The sequence below is a fragment of the Nonomuraea jabiensis genome, from assembly GCF_014204795.1.
GTDB lineage: Bacteria > Actinomycetota > Actinomycetes > Streptosporangiales > Streptosporangiaceae > Nonomuraea > Nonomuraea jabiensis.
The window spans coordinates 10,291,927-10,313,114 of record NZ_JACHMB010000001.1; the positions used below are offsets into that span (position 1 = coordinate 10,291,927).

The 21,188-nt window shown below is 71.9% G+C and carries 17 protein-coding genes; 5 read left to right on the forward strand and 12 right to left on the reverse strand.

What is annotated here, in order from left to right:
- Positions 1–52: 52 nt before the first annotated feature.
- Positions 53–1,390, forward strand: a complete 1,338-nt coding sequence (locus HD596_RS47140; RefSeq protein ID WP_185075834.1) for an MFS transporter — start codon at positions 53–55, stop codon at positions 1,388–1,390.
- 3 nt (positions 1,391–1,393) lie between these two features.
- Here the strand turns inward: HD596_RS47140 and HD596_RS47145 are convergent, their stop codons facing one another.
- Positions 1,394–2,371 carry an Acg family FMN-binding oxidoreductase gene (locus HD596_RS47145; RefSeq protein WP_185075835.1) on the reverse strand — a complete coding sequence of 326 codons (978 nt, stop codon included), beginning with the start codon at positions 2,369–2,371 and terminating at the stop codon, positions 1,394–1,396.
- A 164-nt stretch (positions 2,372–2,535) separates the two neighbouring features.
- Here HD596_RS47145 and HD596_RS47150 point away from each other — a divergent pair, with 164 nt between their 5' ends.
- Positions 2,536–2,943 carry a pyridoxamine 5'-phosphate oxidase family protein gene (locus HD596_RS47150; protein WP_185075836.1) on the forward strand — a complete coding sequence of 136 codons (408 nt, stop codon included), beginning with the start codon at positions 2,536–2,538 and terminating at the stop codon, positions 2,941–2,943.
- A 322-nt stretch (positions 2,944–3,265) separates the two neighbouring features.
- Here HD596_RS47150 and HD596_RS47155 read toward each other — a convergent pair whose 3' ends face one another.
- Both HD596_RS47155 and HD596_RS47160 read right to left on the reverse strand, forming a co-directional pair.
- Entirely contained in the window at positions 3,266–3,907 is a 642-nt protein-coding gene (locus HD596_RS47155) for a DUF305 domain-containing protein (protein WP_185075837.1), read from the reverse strand.
- 118 nt (positions 3,908–4,025) lie between these two features.
- Complete coding sequence (locus HD596_RS47160) at positions 4,026–5,696, reverse strand: sensor histidine kinase (protein ID WP_185079142.1); 1,671 nt, start codon at positions 5,694–5,696, stop codon at positions 4,026–4,028.
- 96 nt (positions 5,697–5,792) lie between these two features.
- Between HD596_RS47160 and HD596_RS47165 the strand changes: the two genes are divergently transcribed.
- On the forward strand, positions 5,793–6,434 hold the full coding sequence (locus HD596_RS47165) for a response regulator transcription factor (protein ID WP_185075838.1): 642 nt from the start codon (positions 5,793–5,795) through the stop codon (positions 6,432–6,434).
- A gap of 3 nt (positions 6,435–6,437) precedes the next feature.
- Here the strand turns inward: HD596_RS47165 and HD596_RS47170 are convergent, their stop codons facing one another.
- The 9 genes from HD596_RS47170 to HD596_RS47210 all read right to left on the reverse strand — a co-directional run bounded on the left by HD596_RS47170 (position 6,438) and on the right by HD596_RS47210 (position 17,080).
- The gene (locus tag HD596_RS47170) at positions 6,438–6,923 is read right to left on the reverse strand and encodes a CBS domain-containing protein (protein WP_185075839.1); all 486 of its coding nucleotides are present in this window, start codon (positions 6,921–6,923) and stop codon (positions 6,438–6,440) included.
- A gap of 118 nt (positions 6,924–7,041) precedes the next feature.
- Entirely contained in the window at positions 7,042–8,139 is a 1,098-nt protein-coding gene (locus tag HD596_RS47175) for a carboxylate-amine ligase (protein ID WP_185075840.1), read from the reverse strand.
- Between the two features lie 42 nt (positions 8,140–8,181).
- The gene (locus tag HD596_RS47180) at positions 8,182–9,021 is read right to left on the reverse strand and encodes a universal stress protein (protein ID WP_185075841.1); all 840 of its coding nucleotides are present in this window, start codon (positions 9,019–9,021) and stop codon (positions 8,182–8,184) included.
- 182 nt (positions 9,022–9,203) lie between these two features.
- Positions 9,204–10,280, reverse strand: a complete 1,077-nt coding sequence (locus tag HD596_RS47185) for a cellulose binding domain-containing protein (RefSeq protein ID WP_221519910.1) — start codon at positions 10,278–10,280, stop codon at positions 9,204–9,206.
- 141 nt (positions 10,281–10,421) lie between these two features.
- Positions 10,422–12,428, reverse strand: coding sequence for a GxGYxYP domain-containing protein (locus HD596_RS47190; protein WP_185075843.1), 2,007 nt, complete (start codon positions 12,426–12,428; stop codon positions 10,422–10,424).
- Positions 12,429–12,529: 101 nt separating this feature from the next.
- A complete protein-coding gene (locus HD596_RS47195; protein WP_185079143.1) occupies positions 12,530–13,852 on the reverse strand; it encodes an FAD-dependent oxidoreductase in 1,323 nt (440 codons plus the stop codon).
- A gap of 29 nt (positions 13,853–13,881) precedes the next feature.
- Positions 13,882–14,427 (reverse strand): PadR family transcriptional regulator, encoded by a 546-nt coding sequence (locus HD596_RS47200; protein ID WP_185075844.1) that lies wholly within the window; start codon positions 14,425–14,427, stop codon positions 13,882–13,884.
- An 80-nt stretch (positions 14,428–14,507) separates the two neighbouring features.
- On the reverse strand, positions 14,508–15,968 hold the full coding sequence (locus HD596_RS47205) for a serine/threonine-protein kinase (protein WP_185075845.1): 1,461 nt from the start codon (positions 15,966–15,968) through the stop codon (positions 14,508–14,510).
- 134 nt (positions 15,969–16,102) lie between these two features.
- Entirely contained in the window at positions 16,103–17,080 is a 978-nt protein-coding gene (locus HD596_RS47210; RefSeq protein ID WP_185075846.1) for a LacI family DNA-binding transcriptional regulator, read from the reverse strand.
- Between the two features lie 165 nt (positions 17,081–17,245).
- Between HD596_RS47210 and HD596_RS47215 the strand changes: the two genes are divergently transcribed.
- Together HD596_RS47215 and HD596_RS47220 are read left to right on the forward strand one after the other, a co-directional pair.
- Complete coding sequence (locus tag HD596_RS47215; RefSeq protein WP_221519911.1) at positions 17,246–18,529, forward strand: MFS transporter; 1,284 nt, start codon at positions 17,246–17,248, stop codon at positions 18,527–18,529.
- 2 nt (positions 18,530–18,531) lie between these two features.
- The gene (locus HD596_RS47220; RefSeq protein WP_185075848.1) at positions 18,532–21,183 is read left to right on the forward strand and encodes a family 78 glycoside hydrolase catalytic domain; all 2,652 of its coding nucleotides are present in this window, start codon (positions 18,532–18,534) and stop codon (positions 21,181–21,183) included.
- The last annotated feature ends 5 nt before the right edge of the window (positions 21,184–21,188 follow it).

The following is a 21,188-nucleotide window of genomic DNA, read 5'->3' on the forward strand; positions in this document are numbered from 1 at the left end:
CCCCACCACCCTCCACGTCGCCGCCGCATCCACCGTTCCACGAGGAGACCCCATGAGCACCCCCGTAGCCAACGATCCGGACGTCGTCCACACACCACGGGCTCGCCGGCGCCTGTTCGCCTCCACCATGATCGGCAACGCCGTCGAGTACTACGACTTCACGCTGTACGGGACGCTCGCCGCGGTCATCGCCTCGCACTTCTTCCCGGAAGGGGAGACCACGGCCGCCCTGCTGGCGGCGTACGTTGGGGTGGCGCTCTCCTACTTCATCCGGCCCCTCGGCGCGATGATCCTCGGCCCGCTGGCGGACCTGAAGGGCCGGCGGCCCGTCCTCGTTCTCACGATCATGCTGATGACGGTCGGCACGGCGGGCATCGGGGTGCTGCCCACGTACGCGGCCGCCGGGGTCGTGGCGCCGGTCCTGCTGCTGACCGCGCGGGTCGTGCAGGGCCTCGGGGCCAGCGTGGAGTTCACCACCGCGGCGAACTTCCTGCTGGAGCACGAGGACCGGCGGCGCCGCAACTACGTCCTGGGCAGCCTGAACTCCACCGCGTCGATCGGGTCGTTCCTCGCGGCCGGGGTGGCGTTCCTGCTGACCCAGACCATGTCGGCGGAGGCCTTCGCGAGCTGGGGCTGGCGGATCCCGTTCCTGCTGGCGATCCCCCTGTCCGCGGTGGCGGTCTACATCCGCAGGCGGCTGAGCGAGAGCCCCGAGTTCGAGGCGGTGCAGCGCCTCACCGAGCAGCAGAAGGTGCCCCAGACCCCGCTGCGTACGGCGGTGCGCTACTACTGGCCCGACATGCTGCGCTCGATCGGGCTGAGCGCGGGCCAGCGGATCGGGTCGTTCGTCATCCAGGCGTACTTCGTCACCGCGCTGATCAGCGCCGGCTTCCCCACCTCGCTCGCCCTGCTGGCGTCGATGATCACGTACGTGGTCGGCCCCGTGCCGAGCATCTACGGCGGCTACCTGGCCGACAAGTACGGCGCCCGCGTGCCCCTGCTCATCGGCTACGGGCTGTTCATCGTGCTGACGGTGCCCACGTTCATCGGCATCGGCAGCGGCTCCATCCTCATCGCCGTGCTGGCGGTCGTGGGCTTCACGATCATCAACAACCTCATCTCGGCGCCGATGATGGCGGCGGCCGTGCTCAGCTTCCCCCCGGAGGTCCGCTCCAGCGCGGCGGCCCTGAACTTCAACATCGCCACCTCGCTCATCGGCTCCACCGCCGGCCTGGTCGCCGTCTGGCTGCACGACATCACCCAGAGCGACGTGACCTTCGGCTGGTACATGACCGGGTTCTGCCTGCTGTCCTTCCTGACCGCCATCTTCGCGCTGCCGACCGGCGCCCGCCGCGAGCTCCCCACGAACCTCCTGGCCGAGCGGAAGTGACCGCTACATCGTCATCTCCGACACCGAGCGGCGGACCGAGCCCTTGTCGTCGGAGGTCACGCCCAACCGCATGATCATCTGCGGGTACTCGTCCGAGCAGAGCTCGTGGCGCAGGAACTCGCGCAGCAGGTCCATCTCCAGCGCCTGCGTGTGGAAGGCGGCGCTGACACCGCAGGCGGCGGCCTCCAGCAGGACGTGCTGGAGCGCCTGCCCGGCGTCGATCCACTCCTGGCGGCCGTCGCCCCGCGTGGTGAGCAGGGCCACGACTCCGGCACACGTCTCGGTCCGCTGGTCGGCCTGGCTGCCCCAGTCGTGCCGCCAGGAGTAGTCGCGCTGGGGGAAGTCCGGGTCCGTACGTGCCGCCCGGCGGGGGTAGCCCTCGGCCGGCACCCCGTCCCTGCGGCCGCTGCCCGGCGGCCGGGCCCAGCGGACCACCTCCAGGCTGAAGCGGCGGTCCTGCGCCTGGATGCCCTGGGCGGCCTGGGTGAGGGCGGCGATGACCCGTACCGCATCCGGGGAGCGGACGGGGGTCAGCCTGGCGCCCTCCTCCATGGCCGCGCGGGTCAGCCGTTCGATCAGCCTGTCGGGCACCGGCACGTCGGCGAAGCCGGCGCGGTGGGTGCGGCGCCGCTCGATCTCCCTGCCCAGCGTCTTGAGGGACTCGTCGGGGGCCATTTCGGTGCCCGGCCGGAGCCTGGCGAGCAACGAGGGGCGGTCCGGGTCCGGCAGGATACGCACCACGGGATCCCAGCCCTCGCAGCGCATGGCCGTACGGAGGGTGTAGAGCGCCGCGCCGCAACTGATCAGCAGCTCGCGGCCGGAGGTGTCGCTGGCACGCAGCTTTCTGTCCGGGTCGGCCCGCAGGCTGATCTCCTCCCCCGAGGTCGTGAAGATCCACGGCTGCGTGTTGTGTATGGACGGCGCCCAGCGCGCGGCCTCCAGCGCGGTGTCGATCGCGTGCTTCGCCGACAGGACAGCCATGACTCCCACCTCCGTACGGGCCCTGGGTCCAGCGCATCACACCCGCCGCGTCCCGGTCAGGGCCGAAGGTCCCCGGCCGCCAGGGCCGTCAGGCCCTCCATCGGCGGGAACCCAGGGACTTTCGCCTCTAACGCCGAGGTGGCCCTAGCGGGGAAGTTGAGGGTATGCAGGTCGATTCGTCCGGACTTCAGGTGCTCTCCCGCGAGGAGTGTCTCGGCCTGCTGTCCACGACCCCCATCGGCCGGATCGTGTTCACCGAACATGCCCTGCCGGCCGTGCAGCCGGTCAACTTCCACCTCGACGGCCGGTCCATCGTGATCCGGACCTCGACCGGGTCGAACCTGGCGGCCGCCACGCGGCACGCCGTGGTGGCCTTCGAGGCCGACGAGTTCGACTCGGAGCTGCGTACCGGCTGGTCCGTCACCGCGGTGGGGCAGGCGCGGGCCGTGACGGACCCGGACGAGATCCACCGGCTGGCGGCGCTGCCGTTGACCGCCTGGGCACCGGGGAGCCGGGACCACTACATCGTGGTCGACGCCGAGCAGGTGTCCGGCCGGCGCATCACCCACTGAGGACGCTGAGGACCTGAGGACGCTGAGGACGCCGCTGTTCGGGCGTTTGACGAATCCAGGGAAAAGCGCGGGATTCATAGCAAGCCATCAGGCAACAGTAATAGCAACATCACTGTCTGTAATCGGGGTGAAGCAATGCGCAAAGTGATCATTCTGACCGTGGCCGTGGCCGCCGCTGCCGCGCTGACGATGGCGGGCCTGGCGGTCCTTCGAGGCGACTCGCGTTCGGCCAAAGCCCGCTAGGCGGGCCTGGATCCAGGGCCCCGAAGTCCCGCAGTTCGCGTCGCGGGCTGCGGGAAGGTCGTGGACTAAGCGAAGGTGGTCACTTCCGCATGCCGCACGGCATGCTCCAGCCCTTGAACCACTGGCCCAGATACCGCTGCATCCGGAACATCTCGGCATGCCGAGCGTCGCGCACCCTGATGGCGAAGTCGGCGGTCTGGGAGTGATGGGCCCGTCCGGACATCAGGAGCTGCTGGGACATCGACACCGCGGCCATGTGATGCGGAATCATGTCGAGCAGGAACGCATTGTCCAGCGCGTCGCCCGACAGCTCGGACAGGTCGCGGATCATCGGCTGGTAGCCGGTCGCCATCCCCGAGCGCCCCGGGTACCACTTGTCCAGCCAGGATCTCATCGTGGCGAGGTCGGCGCCCTGCCGGGCGATGATCGAGGCTCCGAGAGCGCGCATCTGCGGCCGGTCGGAGCGCCGCAGTTGCCGCGCCGCCGTCACGGCTTCTTGATCGTGAGCCACCATCCGGGCCAGGTAGCCGGCCTCGTCGGTGATGTTCATGCTGCGCGTGGACCCGTACGGGCCGATCAGGCTCCGATCCGTCGGCGTGGCGTTGCGCTGCTCGACGATGGCCTGCCGGGCGATGCCGGTGGCCGTTGCGGCAAGGCCGGTCACCGCGGCGGCCGCCAGCGCGGAACCGGCCGCGATCCCCACCATTGCCGAACGATTCATCTCGGCTCCCCGTGATTGATTCTCCTTCCTCTCCATGCTCGGGGTGGCTCACCGCAACCGACAGGGCCTTACGCCCCCTCCGATCAGGACCAACGTCCCACGGGAGCCGGAGCCGGTCTCACAGGGGGATCCGCCAGCACAGCCGGGTCCCGCCCCCGTCGGGCGTCGTGAGCTCCGCGCTGCCGCCCAGCCGGGTGGCGCGTTCCTCGATGTTGCGCAGGCCGCTCCGGCGGCCCGTCTCCCCCAGCCCGACGCCGTTGTCCGTGACCTCCAGCACCAGCTCGCCGCCCACGGCCTCGACGAGGACGTCGATGCGCGTCGCGCGGGAGTGGCGGACCACGTTGGACAGGGCCTCGCGCAACACGGCCAGCAGATGATCGGTGACCGGCTCGGCCACCAGCGCGTCGATCTGCCCTTCCATGCGCAGGCCCGGCATGAAGCCCAGCTGGCCGGCGGCGCCCTCCACCAGCTCCACGATCTGGCCCCGCAAGCTGGGACCGGTCTTCTCGCCGGAGCCCTGCAGCGCGAAGATGGACGAGCGGATCTGCCGGATCGTCCCGTCCAGCTCGTCGATCGCGTGCTGGACCCGCCTGGCCGCCTCCGGCCGCTCCACCAGCCGGATCGTGCTCATCAACGTCATCGCGGTCGCGAACAGCCGCTGGATGACCACATCATGCAGATCCCTGGCGATGCGATCGCGGTCCTCCAGCAGGCCGAGCCGCTCGGCGTCCCTGCGCGTCTCGGCCAGCTCCAGCGCGATCGCCGCCTGACCGGCGAACGACTGCAGCACCTGCTCGTCCGCCCCGCTGAACGGCAACCGTCCGCTCCGCTTGGCCAGCACCAGCACCCCGCGCACGTCCGGCGCGCCGCCGAAGGGCACCATCATCACCGGCCCGTAACCCAGCCGCCGCAGCGGCGAGCCGGGGCGCGGGCCGCTCTGCATGTCCGGGTCGGACATCGCCTCGCCCTGGACGAACACGTCCCCCGCGAGCGTCTCCGACACCACGAAGACGGCGCCCAGCAGCTCCTGCGCGCCCTCGCCCTCCGCGAACTCCACGATCAGCGACTGCCTCGACGGCTCCGGCAGGAGCACCTCGACCAGGTCCGCGTCGGTCATCGCGAGGGCGGAGTCGGCCACCAGGCTGAGCGCCTGGCGGGGGTCGGCGCCGGACAGCAGGCGCGTGGTGACGTCGGACGACGCCCGCAGCCAGGTCTCCCGCCGCCGGGACTCGTCATAGAGCCGGGCGTTGTCCACGGCGACGCCGGCCGCGGTGGCCAGCGCCACGACGATGGCCTCGTCCTCCTCGTCGAACTCGCCGCCGCCGCGCTTCTCCGTCAGGTAAAGGTTTCCGAAAACTTCCTCGCGCACCCGGATCGGCACGCCGAGGAAGGTGCCCATCGGCGGATGCCCGTGCGGGAAGCCGTACGACTCCGGGTGGTCGGCGATGCGGCCCAGCCTGAGCGGCCGCGCGTCCTTGATCAGCAGGCCGAGCAGGCCCAGACCGTGCGGCCAGTGCTCGATCCTGGCGATCTCCTCCTCGGTCAGCCCCACCGGAATGAACTGGATGAGCGTGTTCTCCTGGCCGATCACGCCCAGCGCGCCGTAGCTGGCGTCCACCAGCTTGGTCGCGGTCTCCACGATGCGGCGCAGCACGGTCTCCAGATCGAGCTCGCTGCCCACCGACACCACGGCCTCGAGCAGCACGTGCACCCGGTCCCGGGTGGCCAGCACGGCATTGAGCCGCACCTGCAGCTCGGCCAGCAGCTCGTCGAGCCGTACCTGCGGCATCACCGGGTGGTGCTCGTTCCCCACATCTTCAAGTGTCGCACCAGGTCAGGCGCGGTGCCTCTTGCGGTGCTCCTGGCATCGGATAGCGTCGTAAGTGTGATTCGTGTGTTCCTCGTCGACGATCACGAGGTGGTCCGGCGGGGCGTGGCGGCGCTGCTCGAATCCGAGGACGACATCGAGGTCATCGGAGAGGCCGGCACGGCCGAGTCCGCGATCGCCCGCATCGTCGCGCTCAAGCCCGATGTGGCGGTGCTGGACGTCCGGCTGCCGGACGGCACCGGCGTGGACGTGTGCCGGGAGGTGCGTTCGAGGGTGCCGGGGCTGGCGTGCCTGATGCTGACCTCGTTCGGCGACGACGACGCGCTGTTCGGCGCGGTGATGGCCGGGGCGGCCGGCTACGTGCTCAAGCAGATCCACGGCTCCGACCTGGTCGGCGCGGTCCGCACGGTCGCCTTGGGGCAGTCGCTGCTCGACCCGCAGACCACCGCCGCCATGCTGCAGCGCCTGCGCGACCAGGCCGCCAGGAAGGATCCTCTCGCCGCGCTGTCGGACCAGGAGCGGCACATCCTCGACCTGATCGGCGAGGGGCTGACCAACCGGCAGATCGGCGAGCAGTTGTTCCTGGCGGAGAAGACGGTCAAGAACTACGTGTCCAACCTGCTGGCCAAGCTCCACATGCAGCGCCGCACCCAGGCCGCCGCGCTGGCGGCGCGCCTGCGGGACGACCGTCCCGAATGACGTTCAGGTCATCCCTCCCGCGGTCGGGGCCGGGGGAAGGACGGGTTCGAGGTGGAACATCCCGGTGACCACCTCATGGGACCCTTCGGCGGGGCGGAGCCGTCCGGCGACGGCCAGCAGCACGTCGTGAGCCGTGACCAGGCCGATCAGCCCGCCGCCGTCGACCACCGGCACCGCGTCGCACCCGGCGTCCAGCATCGCCGCCGCGACCCGGGCCAGCGGGGTGTCCGGGCGGACCACCGGCCTGCGCTCGCACCCGAGCAACATCCGTACCTGACGGCTCGACTGCTCCTCCGGGCCGCCCGACCAGGAGAGCGCCACCTGCTCGCGCGTCAGGATGCCGTACACGTGCCGCCCCTCGACGACCGGCAGGTGATGCACGTCGGCGCGGCGCATCAGCTCCCAGGCCATCAACGGCGACTCGTCCGGCTTGACCGCCACCAGGACCCGGCTCATCACCTGCTCGGCGGCCAGCATTTCGACGGTCATGATCCCTCCTTTGCGTGCGCGATCCAGAGCTCCCACCTCCACCTTCGCGACGGCGAGCCCGCCGCGCCCGGGGACGAAGTCCCGAATGGGGGTGACATTGGTCCCCATCTCGCGTGGTTCAGGAGAGTGTCGCGTCGGCGAGCAGCTGGGCGAATCGACCGGGCGTGCCGGCCTGCGACCACATCGTCCGCTGCCGGGCCGCGCCCGTCCCCCGGCCGGCCAGCCGGTGGAGCAGCAGGGCGATCGGTTCGGGCTCGGGCAGGCGCGGCAGGAGCATCTCCAGCAGGTCGCGGTGGGACATGGCCCGCGACGTGTACGGATCGAGAGCGAGCGCGTCCAGGCCGAGCCGGGCGGCGGCGGCCAGCTCGGCGACGATCTGCCGGTCGCTCAGTGCCTTGATCGGCACATTTCGCGTCATGTCGGCGATGGCCAGGGCGACGAGTGCCCGTGCCATGGCGGCCAGCAGCACGGTGTCCTCGACCGAGAGGCAGGTGTCCATGACCCGCAGCTCCACCGTCGGGTAGCGCGGTGACAGGCGGGCGTGGAAGTACACGCTCCGTTCGTCCAGGGCGCGGCCGTGGCGGATCAGGTGGCACACGGTGGCGTCGTAGTCGGCCGCCGACCGCCACGCCCGGGGAGGCGCCGCCGTCGGCCAGCGGCTCCACTGCCGGTAGCGGCGGCTGGCCCAGCCCGTGTCCCCGCCGCCGGCGATGGGAGAGTTGGCGCTGAGCGCCAGCAGCGTGGCCAGAAAGGGCCGGAGCCGGGTCAGGATCTGTACGCCCAGCTCGCGGGAGGAGATGCCGACGTGTACGTGGCAGCCGCAGGTGCCCGAGCCCGCGACCAGGGCTCCATGGCGGGCCGCCAGCGCCTGGTAACGGTCGTCGGCCGTGAGAGCGGACAGGCCGGGCATGTGTCGCGGCGGGATCCCGCAGGCGACGAGGTGGCAGCCCAGTTCCCGGGCCGCGCCCGCGGCGAGCGCCCGGTGGCGGGACAGTTCCTCGGCCACCTGCGCCAGGTCCGTGCACACGCCGGTGACCGTCTCGAGCTGGTAGCGCATGGCCTCGGCCTTGACGTGCGGATCGCCGCCGAGCAGCGCCAGGACCTGCGGCGCGGTCAGGGCCGGGCCGCCTTCGGCCTGGTCCAGCAGCAGGAACTCCTCCTCCACGCCGACCGTCAGCGTCCGGTCCGCAGGGGTGGCGGTGCCATCCGGTCTCATCGCAGCCTCCCCGGAATGCGTACGGGGCGATCGCTCCGTCCTTTACCGCACCACGGCCACGGCGCAGCGGGCGTGGTGCAGCATCGCGTGGCTGACCGAGCCCAGCAGCGCCGAGCGGATGACTCCGCGCCCGTGCGAGCCGACCACCACCAGCGCGGCCTTGGCCGAAGCGGCCACCAGGGCGTCGACCGGGTGGGCGCGCCGCACGTCCTCGATCACCTCCACCCGCGGGTACGCCTCCCGGCATCGGGCGATCCGGGCGGCGACGACCTGGTTGGCGGCCGCGGTGATGTCGTCGGGGTCGTAGTTGACCTGCGGGGCGTACAGCTGCACCGGCGGCTGCCAGGCGTGGAGCGCGCGCAACGGGCTGCCGCGCAGCTCGGCCTGGCGGAAGGCGAACTCGAGCGCGGGCTCGCACTCCGGCGAGTCGTCGACGCCGGCCACCACCTCACCGCGTACGGACTCCTGATCGGGCCGCACCACGACCACCGGGCAGTGCGCCTGGCCGGCCACGTGCAAGCTCACGGAGCCGAGCAGGGCCCCCTCGAACCCGCCCAGCCCCCGGCTGCCGATGACGATCTCGGTCGCGTCCTTGGCCTGCTCGCGCAGCGCCACCGCCGCGGGCCCCGCGACGACCTCGGTCGACACCTCGACGTCCAGCTGGCGCTCGCCCGCCAGCGCGGCCGCCTCGGCCACCATCGTCTGCGCCATGCGGTCGAGCACGTCCGGTTCGGGAGCGGCGTGGAACCTCGAAAAACGGTACGAATCGCGGTTCACGGCGTGCACGATGCGCAACGGCTCGTGCCGGCGCTTCGCGTCGTCCACCGCCCAGGCCACCGCGGCGCACGAGGCCCGCGATCCGTCGACACCTGCAACGATCATGTCGGCCTCCCCTCTCCCCCATCGCACCGCACGCGACCTCGCCGCCCCAGGGTCATAAGTCCCTCGTGGACAGGGCCAACGGCCTGATCGGCGGGCGTGGAAATGCTCGTCAAGGGGGCCTTTCCGGGGTCCGGCGCGCGCCGATGGGCGGCGTGATCGCTGATCACGCCGCCCACCGCCATTCAGGACAGGAAGCTGCCGTAGGGGCCGTTCAGCATGGCGTTCTTCTGCGTCTGGTTGAAGACGCAGTTCGGGTAGGAGTAGAAGGTCGCCGACATGCACGTCCCGTCGGTGGAGGTGGCGTCGGGCAGGCCGAAGGCGTGCCCCAGCTCGTGCACCATCCCGCCGTACCACCGGTTCATCGGGCCGTTGATCCCCGCGGCGCCGTCGGCGTCGTGTCCGCTGAGGATCACCCACCCGTTGCCGCCGCCGCCACCGGCGCCGTCGCCCTCGGCACTGATCTCGCCGACGTTGACCCAGCGGCTGTCCGGCGCGCCGAGACCGAGCTTACGGCGCAGCTCGGCCTGCATGTTGCACACCGTCCACCAGTACTTCTCCCCGCAGTTCGGCGTGTTCTCGTACCAGCTCCGCGGCTGGTCGCCGTTGACGACCTCGACGACCGGGTTGTTCAGCGTGAACGTCTTGCCCAGCTGCTGCTTGAAGAAGCGCTGCGCCTCCTGCATGACCTTCGCGATGCCGTCCGGGTAGCGCTGGTCGTAGGCCACGTCCGAAGGCTTGAGCCAGTAGACCCGCACGGTCCGCGAGGGCGGCGGGCCCGACGTCGGAGTCACGGTCGGGGTCACCGTGGGAGTCACTGTGGGGGTGGGGGTGGGGGTCACGGTGCCCGTGCAGGCCACGCCGTTGAGGGTGAAACTGGCCGGCACCGGATTGGTGGAGTTGTTCCACGTGCCGTTGAACCCGAACGAGGCGCTGCCGTTCGTCGGCAGGGAGCCGTTCCAGCTCACGTTGGCAGCGGTCACGGCGCTGCCGCTCTGCGTCACGACGGCGTTCCATGCCTGGCTGACCGTCTGCGCGGCGCCGAAGCTCCAGCGCAGGGTCCAGCTCGCGAGTGGATCACCGAGGTTCTTGATCGCGACGTTGGCGCTGAAGCCGCCGGACCACTGCGAGCCCACCGTGTAGCTGACCTGGCAGCCGGCCGCGGCCGCGTGCGCCGTGATCGTGCTCGCCACTGCGGCGCCGGCCAGGCAGACGGCCAGGACTCCGGCGATGAGGCCCCTGCGTAATCCTCGTAAGTGCATCCGCATCCTCCGTATGAGGGGGAGCCCGAAAAATGTGAACCTTAACACCGAGTACGGTGAGGATCCGCCCCGACTCTGTCAATACACGCCAGCGGCAGGCTGCAGCGGACGTGGGGAAACGCTTTTGGGACCCTGAAAGTTTCAGGCCGACAGATGTTCGCGCAGCAGCGCGAAGAACGTGTCGCCGCGGACGATCTCGAACGGATCCCCCAGGAGGCCGGCGAGCTCGGCGATGTCGGCCGGCGTCCAGTTCCAGGCGTTGACCGCGCCGGCGATGAACAGCGGCGTGCCCCCGTCCCAGCCCTCGATCCGCCGCACCAGCGTGTCCCTATACTCCTGCGCCTTGCCCTGCGGCGAGAAGTTGCCGATCACGGGCAGGCCCGCCGGGTGGATCAGCAGGTCGCCGGTCTCCCACGACTGGATGATGCCGCGCACCGGGGTGTCGCGCCGGTAGGCGGCGACGATGCGCTCGTCGAAGGCCACCCAGCCGTCGCCCTCGGGCCTGCGGTGGTTGTAGGCGTAGACGAGATCCATGCCGGTACGGCGCAGGAAACGGCCGGTGAGCTTCGTGTACGCGGCCAGCGCCGCCGCCGGCCAGGACCCCGGGTAGGTGTAGCCGGCCCCGGACGGACCGGCCACGAGCAGGTCGTTGGCGGTGGACGTGCGCTGGTAGTACGCCAGCAGGGCGGGCCCGATGTCGGCCAGCAGCGGGCTGACCGTCCAGTTGACCGGCACGCCGCCGCGTGCGGGGTCGTCCCAGATCTCGCGCATCCGGCGCTGGCAGTACTGGATGTTGTCGCCCTCGCCGACCGTGAGCGTGAGATAGACGCGATCACGTAACCTGGCCGGCGGTCGCGGGCGTACCCGGTCGGAGATCCTGGCGGAGACCCCGGCGTGGACGGTGGCGTTCATGTAGTAGTCGGCGGGGATCACCTCGACGCCGTGCTGGGAGGCCCGGTCGACGCCGCCCCACTCGCCCGCCACGTCGTTGGAGAACCAGCCCGCGTAAGGAGTGGCGGGCTCCACCCGGCCGAAGATCTCGTCGAGCAGCTCGCCGGTGGCGCCGCTGGGCGGCAGCCAGAAGACCATGGCCCGGGTGGCCACCGCGTAGTCGCGGAAGTAGGGGAACGGCTCGACCCGGGTGGGCGCGGTCGTCGTGGCCGTGACCAGGTACTGGTTCCACAGGTCCACCTCGACGAGCAGCTGCCGGGCGCCGGCCGGGGCGGTGAAGCGGTAGATGAAGTAGTTGCCGCCGTCGGCGAAGCGGTTGCCGTCGCCGCCGATGGCGGAGTTGAGGCCGTCGAAGAGGTAGGGGGCCTCGGCGTCCGTGCCGGGGGTGAACGCCGCGATCTGCGTCCCGTCCGCGCTCACCTTCACCGAGCCCACCGACGCGCCCCAGCCGTCGTCGCCGAGTGAGTCCTGGAAGCGCAGGTAGACGCCGTCCTGGGCGGTCGGCAGCTCCTGGCTCAGGTCGAACGTGCGCACCGCCCGGTTGGAGGAGTCGCGCACGCGCTCGCTCTCCCGCGCGAGCTCGCGCCACCGCACGCCGTCCACCCGCACGGTCCTGGTGGGCGGGAGCCCGGCGAGCAGGGCGTGGGTGCAGCGGGGGAACAGGTGGTCGAGCTGCCAGCGGTACGTGGCCAGGACGTCGGCGGGGTCGAAGCGCCCGCGCAGGTCCACGACGGTACGCAGGCCGTACGCGGCGGCCTGCTCGGCGGTCGCGGCGACGGCGTCCTCCAGCCCGGCCAAGGTGGTGGCGACGTTGACGGAGTCGGGGACGTCCGGGTCGTGCAGGATCGCGCCGCGCACCTCGGCCCGGTAGCGGGCGACCAGGTCGAGGGGGCGGTCGTGACGGGTGACCGCCGCGCCGGTGCTGGACAGCCAGCGCTGGTCGTGCCCGGCGGCGTCGTAGTTGAAGTAGAGGCGCGGCCGGCGGCGGTTCACGACGCCCTGGAGGGTGGTGAGGAGCAGCTGGTCGTCGCCGTGGAGGGCGGTGAGGTCGGCGAAGTCGAGGTGGGTGGGACGGCCGAAGTTCGGCAGGAACGTGGGGAGGGTGCGCGCGGCGGCGGGGGACTGGAGGGTGAGGCCCAGGCCGCCGGCAGCCAGGACCACGCCGTTCGCCCGCAGGAAACTGCGTCGTGACACCATCAACGATCTCCGCTCCTCGTGGGGGGACAAGGATTGACACCGCTGTCAACTGTCCTCGAACGTAACAACGTGACGTGATGTTGTCCATGGTGTAAAACAGCTCACCGGTCGCCGAACACCGCCCGGCCGAGGGGCGGGACGGCTCCGCAGGCGCGGAAGAACCACCGGCTCGCCGACCGCTTCAGCGGGCTGCGGACGATCGCCGCGTCGGTGTTGCGGACGACCTCGCGGACGGTCTCGAACCCGTGGCGGAGCAGGTCCGCCTCGTAGGCGCGCAACGCCTGCGGCAACGGCTGCTCGCCGCGGTCGGCCGCGGTGAGCGCGGCGCAGAGCCGGTGCGCGTCGCGCAGCGCCGCGTTGCCGCCGAGCCCGCCGACCGGGGGCATGTGGTGGACGGCGTCGCCGAGCCCGGTGACGTTGCCGGTCTGCCACGGTTGGAGCGGTTCGGCGGCGCTGAACTCGGTCCGGTAGAGGGTGTCCGGGGTCGAGTCGGCGAGCAGCCGGCGCAGGTCGGGATGCCAGCCGGCGGTCCGCCGGGCCAGCATCGCCCGCACCGCGGCCGGGTCGGCCTGGGCCTGCGGCGTGAAGTCCGCCGGAAGGGAGTCCCGGTGCGCGATGAACGCCCACAGCACGTAGTCGTCGTCGTGCGCGTCCGCCAGCAGCCGCTCCGGCTCCAGCCCGAGCGCGCGTACCCGGTCGCCGAGCCGGGCGGTGATCGCCGCCGGGTCCTCGCGCCTGCGGAAGATCGCGGTGAACAGGAAGTCCCGGCGTGGCCAGAAGACGTTCATGCCGGCGAGCAGCTGCTCCGGCAGCCATCGCCGGTTGTCCTCGGTGAGGAAGAGCTTGCCGGCGACGGCCGTCGCCGGCAGCGTGGTGCGGCCGGCCGCGGGGTGGAGCTGCGCCCACACCCGGGAGTTGACGCCGTCGGCCGCGACGAGCACGTCGGCGGTCGCGGTGGTGCCGTCGGCGAACTTCGCCGTGACCGTCCCGTCGTCCGCCCGGGCGAAGCCGGTGAACTCCTTGCCGAATCGGACGGCGTCGTCCAGGCCGGCCAGCAGCAGCTTGCGCAGGGTGATGCGGCTGACCGCGTGCCCGCCGGTCGCTGGGTCCAGCGGGTCTCGGTCGCCGCCGTCCTGGCCGATGCGGACGAGCGTGCGCATCCGTTCGTCGAGGAAGGTGATCCCGGCCCCCGGGTCGCCCGCGGTGGCCACCAGCACCTCCCACAGGGCGGGCGGTAAGCAGGCGTGCAGGGCGGTGCTCCCGGTCGGCTCGATGTTCAGCCGGAAGCCCTGCAGGCGCGAGTCGGCCGTGCGGTCCCGCTCGTACACGGCGACGTCCACGCCGGCTCGCTTCAGGCCCTGCGCCAGGCAGAGCCCGCCGATCCCGCCGCCGATGACGGCGACGCGCAAACGTTGAGAGGCCATGAGTTCTCGCCTTTCCGGTAGCGGGCGCGTCAGGGCTGCCCGTCGGTGTCCGCGAGCTCCGCGAGCAGGCGGTCGTGCCAGGTCAGCTCCATCTCGAGCTGCATCAGGGTGTAGTCGAAGGCGACCGCCTCCAGCCTCGTCAGGTGCGGTTCGGCCTCGGCGCGCAGGTTGCGCCAGAAGTCGAGCTGCGCGGCGTAGGCGTCGCGCCGCCGCTGGACGGCCGTGCGCAGCTCGTCGGGGCCGATCTCGCCGCTGTGCAGGAGCACGAGCTGGATCGGGTCCGGCCGGAACTTCGTGTCCTCCAGGACGGACCTGATGAGCGAGACCAGCTCGGTCCGGCCCTTGCCGGTGATGCCGTACACCGTGCGGGCGGGCAGGTTGCCTTCCTGCTCGGTGCGGACGACCTCGACGACGCCTTCGTCCGCCATCCGGCGCAGGGCGCCGTACAGCGAGCCGGGTTTGACGTCCGCCCACAGCTCCACCCGGTCCATCTGCGCGGCGGCCCGGATCTTGTGCCCGTGCATGGGGCCGCCGTCGGCCAGGGCGCCGAGAATGAAAAGGCGTGTTGCTCGCATATGAGTACTCAAACACGAGTACTCGGACAGCGCAAGGGCGAGCCAGGTAAGGATGCGGGCCGCCGGGGAACGGCCCGTCGTTACAGACCCTGGACCAGGGCCACGATCACCGAGGTCAGCGCGACCGGCCCCATCACGGCCACGGTCACCACGGTCGCGTTGCGGCCGGGCAGCAGGCGGGCGAGGGTGCGCGAGGCGACCTGCCGCACCACGCCCGCGCCGGGCAGCACGAACAGCCCCAGCGTGAACGCGCCGGCGGCCAGGGACTCCGCGTGGCTGGCGCTCAACCGGCCGGACAGGTGCAGGAGGCTCGCGACGACGGTGCCGAACGCCAGCGACAGGAACAGGTGGCCCACCGCGACGAGCGCGGACCTGCCGAACGGCTGCCCGGTCTCACCGAAGAAGTGGTCGCCGGCGCGTAACGCCAGCGCGAGGGCCGCCGCCACCAGGCCCACGGCGACCGGCATGACGACGGTCGCCGCCACCAGCGTCACGAGCACCAGCACCCCGACGAATCCGCTGCCGGCCAGAAACCGCTTGAGCTCGAAGGGCTCCGCGGGAGGCGGGGCCGGGCGGGGCTCCCGCGGCCGGTCGGCGTGGAGGGTCGGCGCCGGGGCGGGCACGTAGGCCGGCGGCCGCTCCTCCTGGTGGCTCGGGGCGTATTCGACCGGCGGGAGCAGGTCGGAGACGATGTCCATGGTCAGCGTGCCGCTCGCGAGCCGCTTGGTCCCGTCCGTACGGGCCGCCGGATCGAGCGCCCTGGCCAGCCGCAGCAGCTCCCCCGCGCCGGGCCGCGCCGCCGGGTCGACCTGCATCGCCCGGCGCAGCCAGCCCTGCAGCCACGCCGGCGCCTTGTCGATCTGCGCCCGCCCTTCCATGGTGTTGAAGCAGATCGCCTCGAACGTCCCCGTCCCGAACGGCGGCAGCCCCGTGGCCGCGAAGAACACCGTCGAGGCCAGCGCGTGCACGTCGGCCGCCTGGGTGATCTGCGAGTCACGGATGATCTCCGGCGCCAGGTAGCCCGGCGTGCCGACGAACATCCCGGTCTGCGTCAGCCGGGCCGCGTTCACCAGATGCGCGATGCCGAAGTCGATGACCAGCGGCTCGCCGTCGACCAGCATGACGTTGGACGGCTTGAGGTCCCGGTGGATCACGTCGGCCGCGTGGATGTCCACCAGCGCCTGGCACAGCCCTTGCGCGAGCTTGACGACCTCGCGCGCCTCCAGCGGGCCGTCTGTCAGCACGGTGTCCTCCAGCGTGCGGCCCGCGGCGAAGCGGGTCACCACGTAGGGCCGGTTGCCCGCCAGCTCGGCGTCGATCACCTCGGCCACGTAGCGGCTGCGCACCCGCCGCATCGTCTCCACCTCGCGGAACAGCCGGTCGCGCGACTTGAGATCCGCGGCCACGTGCGGGTGCAGCACCTTGATCGCGACCTGGCGACCCGCGCCGTCCAGACCGAGGTGGGCCACCCCCATGCCGCCCTCGCCGATCTTCCCGATCACCCGGTACGGGCCGAGATGCTCGTGCGTCTGCGTGCTCATTCCCGCCGTCATCCTCCGTGTTTCCCCCGCTACGCCGCGCCTGCGTACGCGCCGGCCCGGCCATTCTCCCGCAGCGTTTCCCCCGAGATGCACAGTAAGCGAAGATCGGCCCGAACGCGCCGCTCGCGGAGGTTTCAGGTGGAGGAGCGGTGAATGATGTGCGGGGACAGCGAGGCGGGCGCCAGGCGTGGCGTGCGGCCCGACAGGTTCGCCACGACCGTGTCGGCCAGGGAGCGGCCCACCTTCTCCAGGTCGAAGGCGATCGTGGTGAGCGGCGGATCGGCGGCCTGGGCGAGGGGGATGTCGTCGGTGCCGATGACCGCCAGATCGCCGGGGGCGGCGAGCCCGGCGCGGCGCATGCCCACGAGGAGGGCGATCGCGACCTCGTCGTTGTAGGCGCACACGGCGGTCACGGACTCTCGCCGCCACCGCCTGGCAGCGCGGGCCATGGCGGCGCTGTCGAGCTTGGTGTCGAGCGCTGCCGGAGGGTCGATTCCGGCGTGCGCGCAGGCCTCGGCGACCCCGGCGAGCCGCTCGTCGGCGATCTTGCGGAGCAGCGGGTGCTCGGGCATGGCGTAGCCGATCCGCCGGTGGCCCAGGTCGATGAGGTGCTCGGCCTGGAGGCGGCCCATGAGCAGCACGGTGGGGTGGGCCTCGACCTCGGTGGTGAAGACGAGGTCCGCGCCCGCCCGGCGCAGGGCCTGCGCGGTCTCGTCGTCGAGCGGGTCGAGGCTGGCGACCACCGAGGCGTCGATCGCCGCGCAGACGTCGGGCAGCGGCCGCCCCGGCGCTCCGGCCAGGTGGGTGACCAGGGTGAGCCCGGCGTGGGCCAGGGAGGCGGCGAACTGCTCGACGAAGCGGTTGATGCCGGGGCCGATCGACAGGTGCGGGATGGACAGCAGGACGACGTCGCTGCGTCCGGCGGCCAGGGAGCGGGCCGAGCCGCGCGGGCGGTAGTCGAGCTGCTTGACCGCGTCCAGGACGCGGCGCCTGGTCTCCGCCGGGATCGACTGCCCCGGGGTGTCGTTGAGCACGTAGCTCACGGTGGCGGCGGAGACGCCGGCTGCTCGGGCGACGTCGGCGCTGGTGACCCGCTTCGCTGGGCGTCTCATGTCGGCATCGTAGGAGATTCCGGCCCCATGTGTGACGGGCGCCTCTGTTGCGTACTTGTTACGGGAAGACGTCTTGCGGCCTGTGCGACGGTCAACGGTAGGTTACTGATGCGCTTAAGTAATGAGCTGCACTTTCGACCCCTGACTGCTTTGGGAAGGGTGTTCATGGCCACTCCCCCCTCTCTCGGACCGCTCGAGACCCGCACCCCCGACGACCTGCCGAGGGCGAGCGCGAGCTACATCTTCTGGATGATGGCCGCCAACTTCGGCATCTCCATGGCCTTCGTGGTCCCGCTGTCGTTCTCGCTGGCGGTGCGGATCGACGAGCTCGCCCCCGGGCACGAGGAGGTGCTCGGGTACGTCACGGGCACCGCCCAGACCGTCTACCTCCTGCTCAGTCCCCTGCTCGGCGTCTGGAGCGATCGCACCCGCAGCCGCCTCGGCCGGCGCCGGCCCTTCCTGCTCGCCGGCCTCGTCCTGGGCCTGGCGGCGCTGGTCGGCATCGCGGTCGCACCGAGCCTGCTGCTCGTGGGAGCCGGCTGGATCCTCGCGATGCTGGGCTGGGCGACCGCCTCCCAGGCGATCCTCAACGTGCAGGCCGACCGCATCCCTGAGGCCCAGCGCGGCAAGATCGGCGGCCTCACCGGATTGACCGGCCAGATCGCCCCCATCGTCGGCATCGGGATCACCACCGCCGTGACGGGCAACACGTTCCTCGTCTTCGTCCTGCCCGGCGTCGTCGGCGCGGCGCTGCTCGGCGTCTTCCTCGTCGTGGGCAAGGAGGACGACACGCGCGGCGCCGTCCACACCACGCCCGTGTCGATGCGGACGCTGGCGGCCAGCTACGTGTTCAACCCCCGCAAGTACCCGGACTTCGGCTGGAACTGGCTGGGGCGCCTGGCGTTCTTCATGGGGCTGTACTTCAACACGACGTTCACCACGTTCTTCTACGCCCAGCGCCTGGACCTGCCGGTGCGGGAGGTCGCCGGGGCGGCGGCCCTCATCGGGATCCTCGGCGTCGCCGCGGCGGCCCTCGGCGCGATCGGCGGCGGCTTCCTGTCGGACAAGCTGCGGCGGCGCAAGCTGTTCGCCCTCGTCGGCGCGCTGTTCTTCGTCGCGGGGGCGCTGGTGGAGGCCTTCGCCCACTCCTTCCCGGTGCTGATGGTCGGGTCCGTGCTGATGCAGCTCGCGATCGCGTTCTTCAGCGCGGTCGACCAGGCGATCGTGCTGGCGGTGCTGCCGAGCCGGGAGGAGGCCGGGCGGTACATGGCCGTGGTGTCCTTCGCCCACAAGCTCCCGAGCGCGATCGCGCCGCTCATCGCCCCGTTCGTGATCGGCATCGGCGCGAGCGGCGGCGAGAAGAACTACACGCTGCTCTACCTCACCGGTGGGGTGCTGGCGCTCGTCGGCGGGTTGCTGGTGTTCACGCGGGTGCGGTCGGTGCGATGAGGATGAGCGAGCACGCGCCGTACGACCTGCGGATCGCCGCCGGCGGCGATCAGTTCCCGGTCGCCGAGGAGCGGCCGGCGCTGTCCTGGAAGCTGCCGCGCACGTGGCGCGGGCAGGACGGGTACGACCTCCAGCTCCGCGTCGACGGCGTGGAGCAGAGCGTGGAGAACGTCGTCTCCGCCCGGCACCTGTTCGTCGAGTGGCCGCTGCCGCCGCTGCGCAGCCGGCAGTCCGTGTCCTGGCGGGTCCGGACGCGCCTCGGCGGGCGGTCCTCGGACTGGTCGCCCTGGCACGCGTTCGAGTCGGGCCTGCTGGAGCCGGACTGGTCGGCGCGCTGGATCTCCCCGCAGGAGGACGGCGGGTACCCCCGCCCGGCCTACGTCCTGGCCGGCGGCGTGGACCTGCGCGGCGACATCGCCCAGGCCCGGCTCTACGCCACCGCGCTCGGCGTCTACGAGGCGTTCGTCAACGGCACGCGGGTGGGGACGGCGGAGCTGGCGCCGGGCTCCACCTCGTACGGGGACACGCTGTACGCCCAGGCCGCGGACGTCACGGCGCTGCTGCGCGGCGGCGGCAACGACCTGGAGATCCTGCTGTCGGACGGCTGGTACCGGGGCGGCGTCGGCACCTGGCGCAAGCGCGACTCGTGGGGCACGACCACCGCGGCGCGGCTCCAGCTCCACGTCCGCTACGCCGACGGCACCGAGACGGTCGCCGTCACGGGCGCGGACTGGACCTCGCGCCGGGGCACCGTCGTCGCGGCCGACCTGATGAACGGCCAGACGACCGACTTCACGGCCCTGCCCGGCGCCGCGCGTCCCGTCCGGGTGGACGCGGTCACCGCGCCGCCGATCAGCTGGTCACCGGCCCCGCCGGTGCGCCGGGTGGAGCGGATCGCCCCGCGTTCGGTGACCCGGCACGGCGACGGCGCGTGCATCGTGGACTTCGGCCAGAACGCCTCCGGCTGGATCGCCCTCGCCGACCTGGGCCCGGCCGGCACCCGTACCGTGATCGACCACGGCGAGCACCTGGACCCGGCCGGTGACCTGACGACGGCGCATCTGGACAGCCGGAGACCGGGCGAGCCCGCGATCCCGTTCGTGCAACGCGACGAGGTCGTCTCCTCGGGACGGCCCGGCGAGGTGTTCGAGCCCCGGCACACCGTGCACGGCTTCCGCTACGCGCGCCTGTCCCGCGCCGTGGACCCGGCGGGCATCGTCATGCGGGTCGTGCACACCGATCTGCGCCCGACGGCGACGTTCGCCTGCAGCGACGACGACCTCAACCGGCTGCACGAGGTGGCGCGCTGGAGCTTCCGCGGCAACGCGGTGGACATCCCGACGGACTGCCCCACGCGCGAGCGCCTGGGCTGGACGGGCGACTACCAGATCTTCGCGCCGACCGCGGCCCGCCTGTACGACGTCGACGGCTTCAGCCGCAAGTGGCTGCGCTCCGTCCGCGACGACCAGCTGGACGACGGCCGCGTGGTGAACTCCTCGCCCGACGCCAACCGGCTGAAGGTCCGCGACGAGCCGATGGTGAACGGGATCACCGGCTCGGCCGGGTGGGGCGACGCGATCGTCCTGGTCCCGTGGGAGCTCTACACGACCTACGGCGACACCGCCGCCCTCGCCGAGAACTGGCCGGCGATGCGCCGCTGGGTCGAATGGGCGCTGGCGACCGCGCGCGACGCCCGGCATCCCTCCCGCGTCGAGCGTTCGGCCGAGCCACTCGCGCACGAGGAGTTCGTCTGGGACGGCTCCTTCCACTGGGGCGAATGGCTGGAGCCGAAGGAACGCGCGGCGGACGGGTCGCTCGTCGATCCCGTGATGAGCGACCCCATGGCGTGGTACCTGGCGGACAAGGGCGAGGTGGGCACCGCGTACCTGTTCCGCTCCGTCCGCACCCTCGCCGACGTGGCGGGGGTGCTGGGGCACGCCGGCGACGCGGCCCGCTACCGCGAGACGGCGGAGCGGGTACGCCGGGCGTGGCAGACGGAGTTCCTGGACCTCGAGGGCCGGACGAAGACCGGCACGCAGGCGAGCTACGTGCGCGCCCTGGCCTTCGAGCTCGTGCCCGAGGACCTGCGCGAGCGGGCGGCCCGGCACCTCGTCGGCCTGATCGACGCGGCCGGCGGCCACCTCGGCACGGGCTTCCTCTCGACGGCCGACCTGCTGCCCGTCCTGGCCGACTCCGGCCACCCCGACGTCGCCTACCGGGTGCTGTACCAGCGCTCGTCCCCCTCGTGGCTGGGCATGCTCGACCGGGGCGCGACCACCATCTGGGAAGACTGGGACGGGGTGGCCGAGGACGGCACGGCCACGGCGTCACTCAACCACTACAGCAAGGGCGCGGTCATCCGCTTCCTGCACACCCACACCCTCGGCCTGCGGCAGGCACCGGGCTCGGCCGGCTGGGAGTCCTTCGTGGTCGCGCCGGTGCTCGACCCGGTGCTCGACAGGGCGATCACCTGGGCCACGGGCACCTTCGACGGCCCGCAGGGGCGGATCGCGGTCGATTGGCGCGTCGAGGACGGCCACCTGAGCATCGCGGTCGACGTGCCCGGGGGCTCCGAGGCGCGGATCCGCTTCCCGGACGGCAGCACGTTCCACACCGGTCCGGGGCGTTTCACTCAACGACGTCCCATCAACTGAAGGAG

What these genes read in the sequence shown, in the direction of transcription:
- HD596_RS47140 (WP_185075834.1), top strand. Translation starts at nt 53, where the DNA reads ATGAGCACCCCCGTAGCCAACGATCCGGACGTCGTCCACACACCACGG.
- HD596_RS47145 (WP_185075835.1), bottom strand. Translation starts at nt 2,371, where the DNA reads ATGGCTGTCCTGTCGGCGAAGCACGCGATCGACACCGCGCTGGAGGCC.
- HD596_RS47150 (WP_185075836.1), top strand. Translation starts at nt 2,536, where the DNA reads ATGCAGGTCGATTCGTCCGGACTTCAGGTGCTCTCCCGCGAGGAGTGT.
- HD596_RS47155 (WP_185075837.1), bottom strand. Translation starts at nt 3,907, where the DNA reads ATGAATCGTTCGGCAATGGTGGGGATCGCGGCCGGTTCCGCGCTGGCG.
- HD596_RS47160 (WP_185079142.1), bottom strand. Translation starts at nt 5,696, where the DNA reads ATGCCGCAGGTACGGCTCGACGAGCTGCTGGCCGAGCTGCAGGTGCGG.
- HD596_RS47170 (WP_185075839.1), bottom strand. Translation starts at nt 6,923, where the DNA reads ATGACCGTCGAAATGCTGGCCGCCGAGCAGGTGATGAGCCGGGTCCTG.
- HD596_RS47175 (WP_185075840.1), bottom strand. Translation starts at nt 8,139, where the DNA reads ATGAGACCGGATGGCACCGCCACCCCTGCGGACCGGACGCTGACGGTC.
- HD596_RS47180 (WP_185075841.1), bottom strand. Translation starts at nt 9,021, where the DNA reads ATGATCGTTGCAGGTGTCGACGGATCGCGGGCCTCGTGCGCCGCGGTG.
- HD596_RS47185 (WP_221519910.1), bottom strand. Translation starts at nt 10,280, where the DNA reads ATGCACTTACGAGGATTACGCAGGGGCCTCATCGCCGGAGTCCTGGCC.
- HD596_RS47190 (WP_185075843.1), bottom strand. Translation starts at nt 12,428, where the DNA reads ATGGTGTCACGACGCAGTTTCCTGCGGGCGAACGGCGTGGTCCTGGCT.
- HD596_RS47195 (WP_185079143.1), bottom strand. Translation starts at nt 13,852, where the DNA reads ATGGCCTCTCAACGTTTGCGCGTCGCCGTCATCGGCGGCGGGATCGGC.
- HD596_RS47200 (WP_185075844.1), bottom strand. Translation starts at nt 14,427, where the DNA reads ATGCGAGCAACACGCCTTTTCATTCTCGGCGCCCTGGCCGACGGCGGC.
- HD596_RS47205 (WP_185075845.1), bottom strand. Translation starts at nt 15,968, where the DNA reads ATGAGCACGCAGACGCACGAGCATCTCGGCCCGTACCGGGTGATCGGG.
- HD596_RS47210 (WP_185075846.1), bottom strand. Translation starts at nt 17,080, where the DNA reads ATGAGACGCCCAGCGAAGCGGGTCACCAGCGCCGACGTCGCCCGAGCA.
- HD596_RS47215 (WP_221519911.1), top strand. Translation starts at nt 17,246, where the DNA reads ATGGCCACTCCCCCCTCTCTCGGACCGCTCGAGACCCGCACCCCCGAC.
- HD596_RS47220 (WP_185075848.1), top strand. Translation starts at nt 18,532, where the DNA reads ATGAGCGAGCACGCGCCGTACGACCTGCGGATCGCCGCCGGCGGCGAT.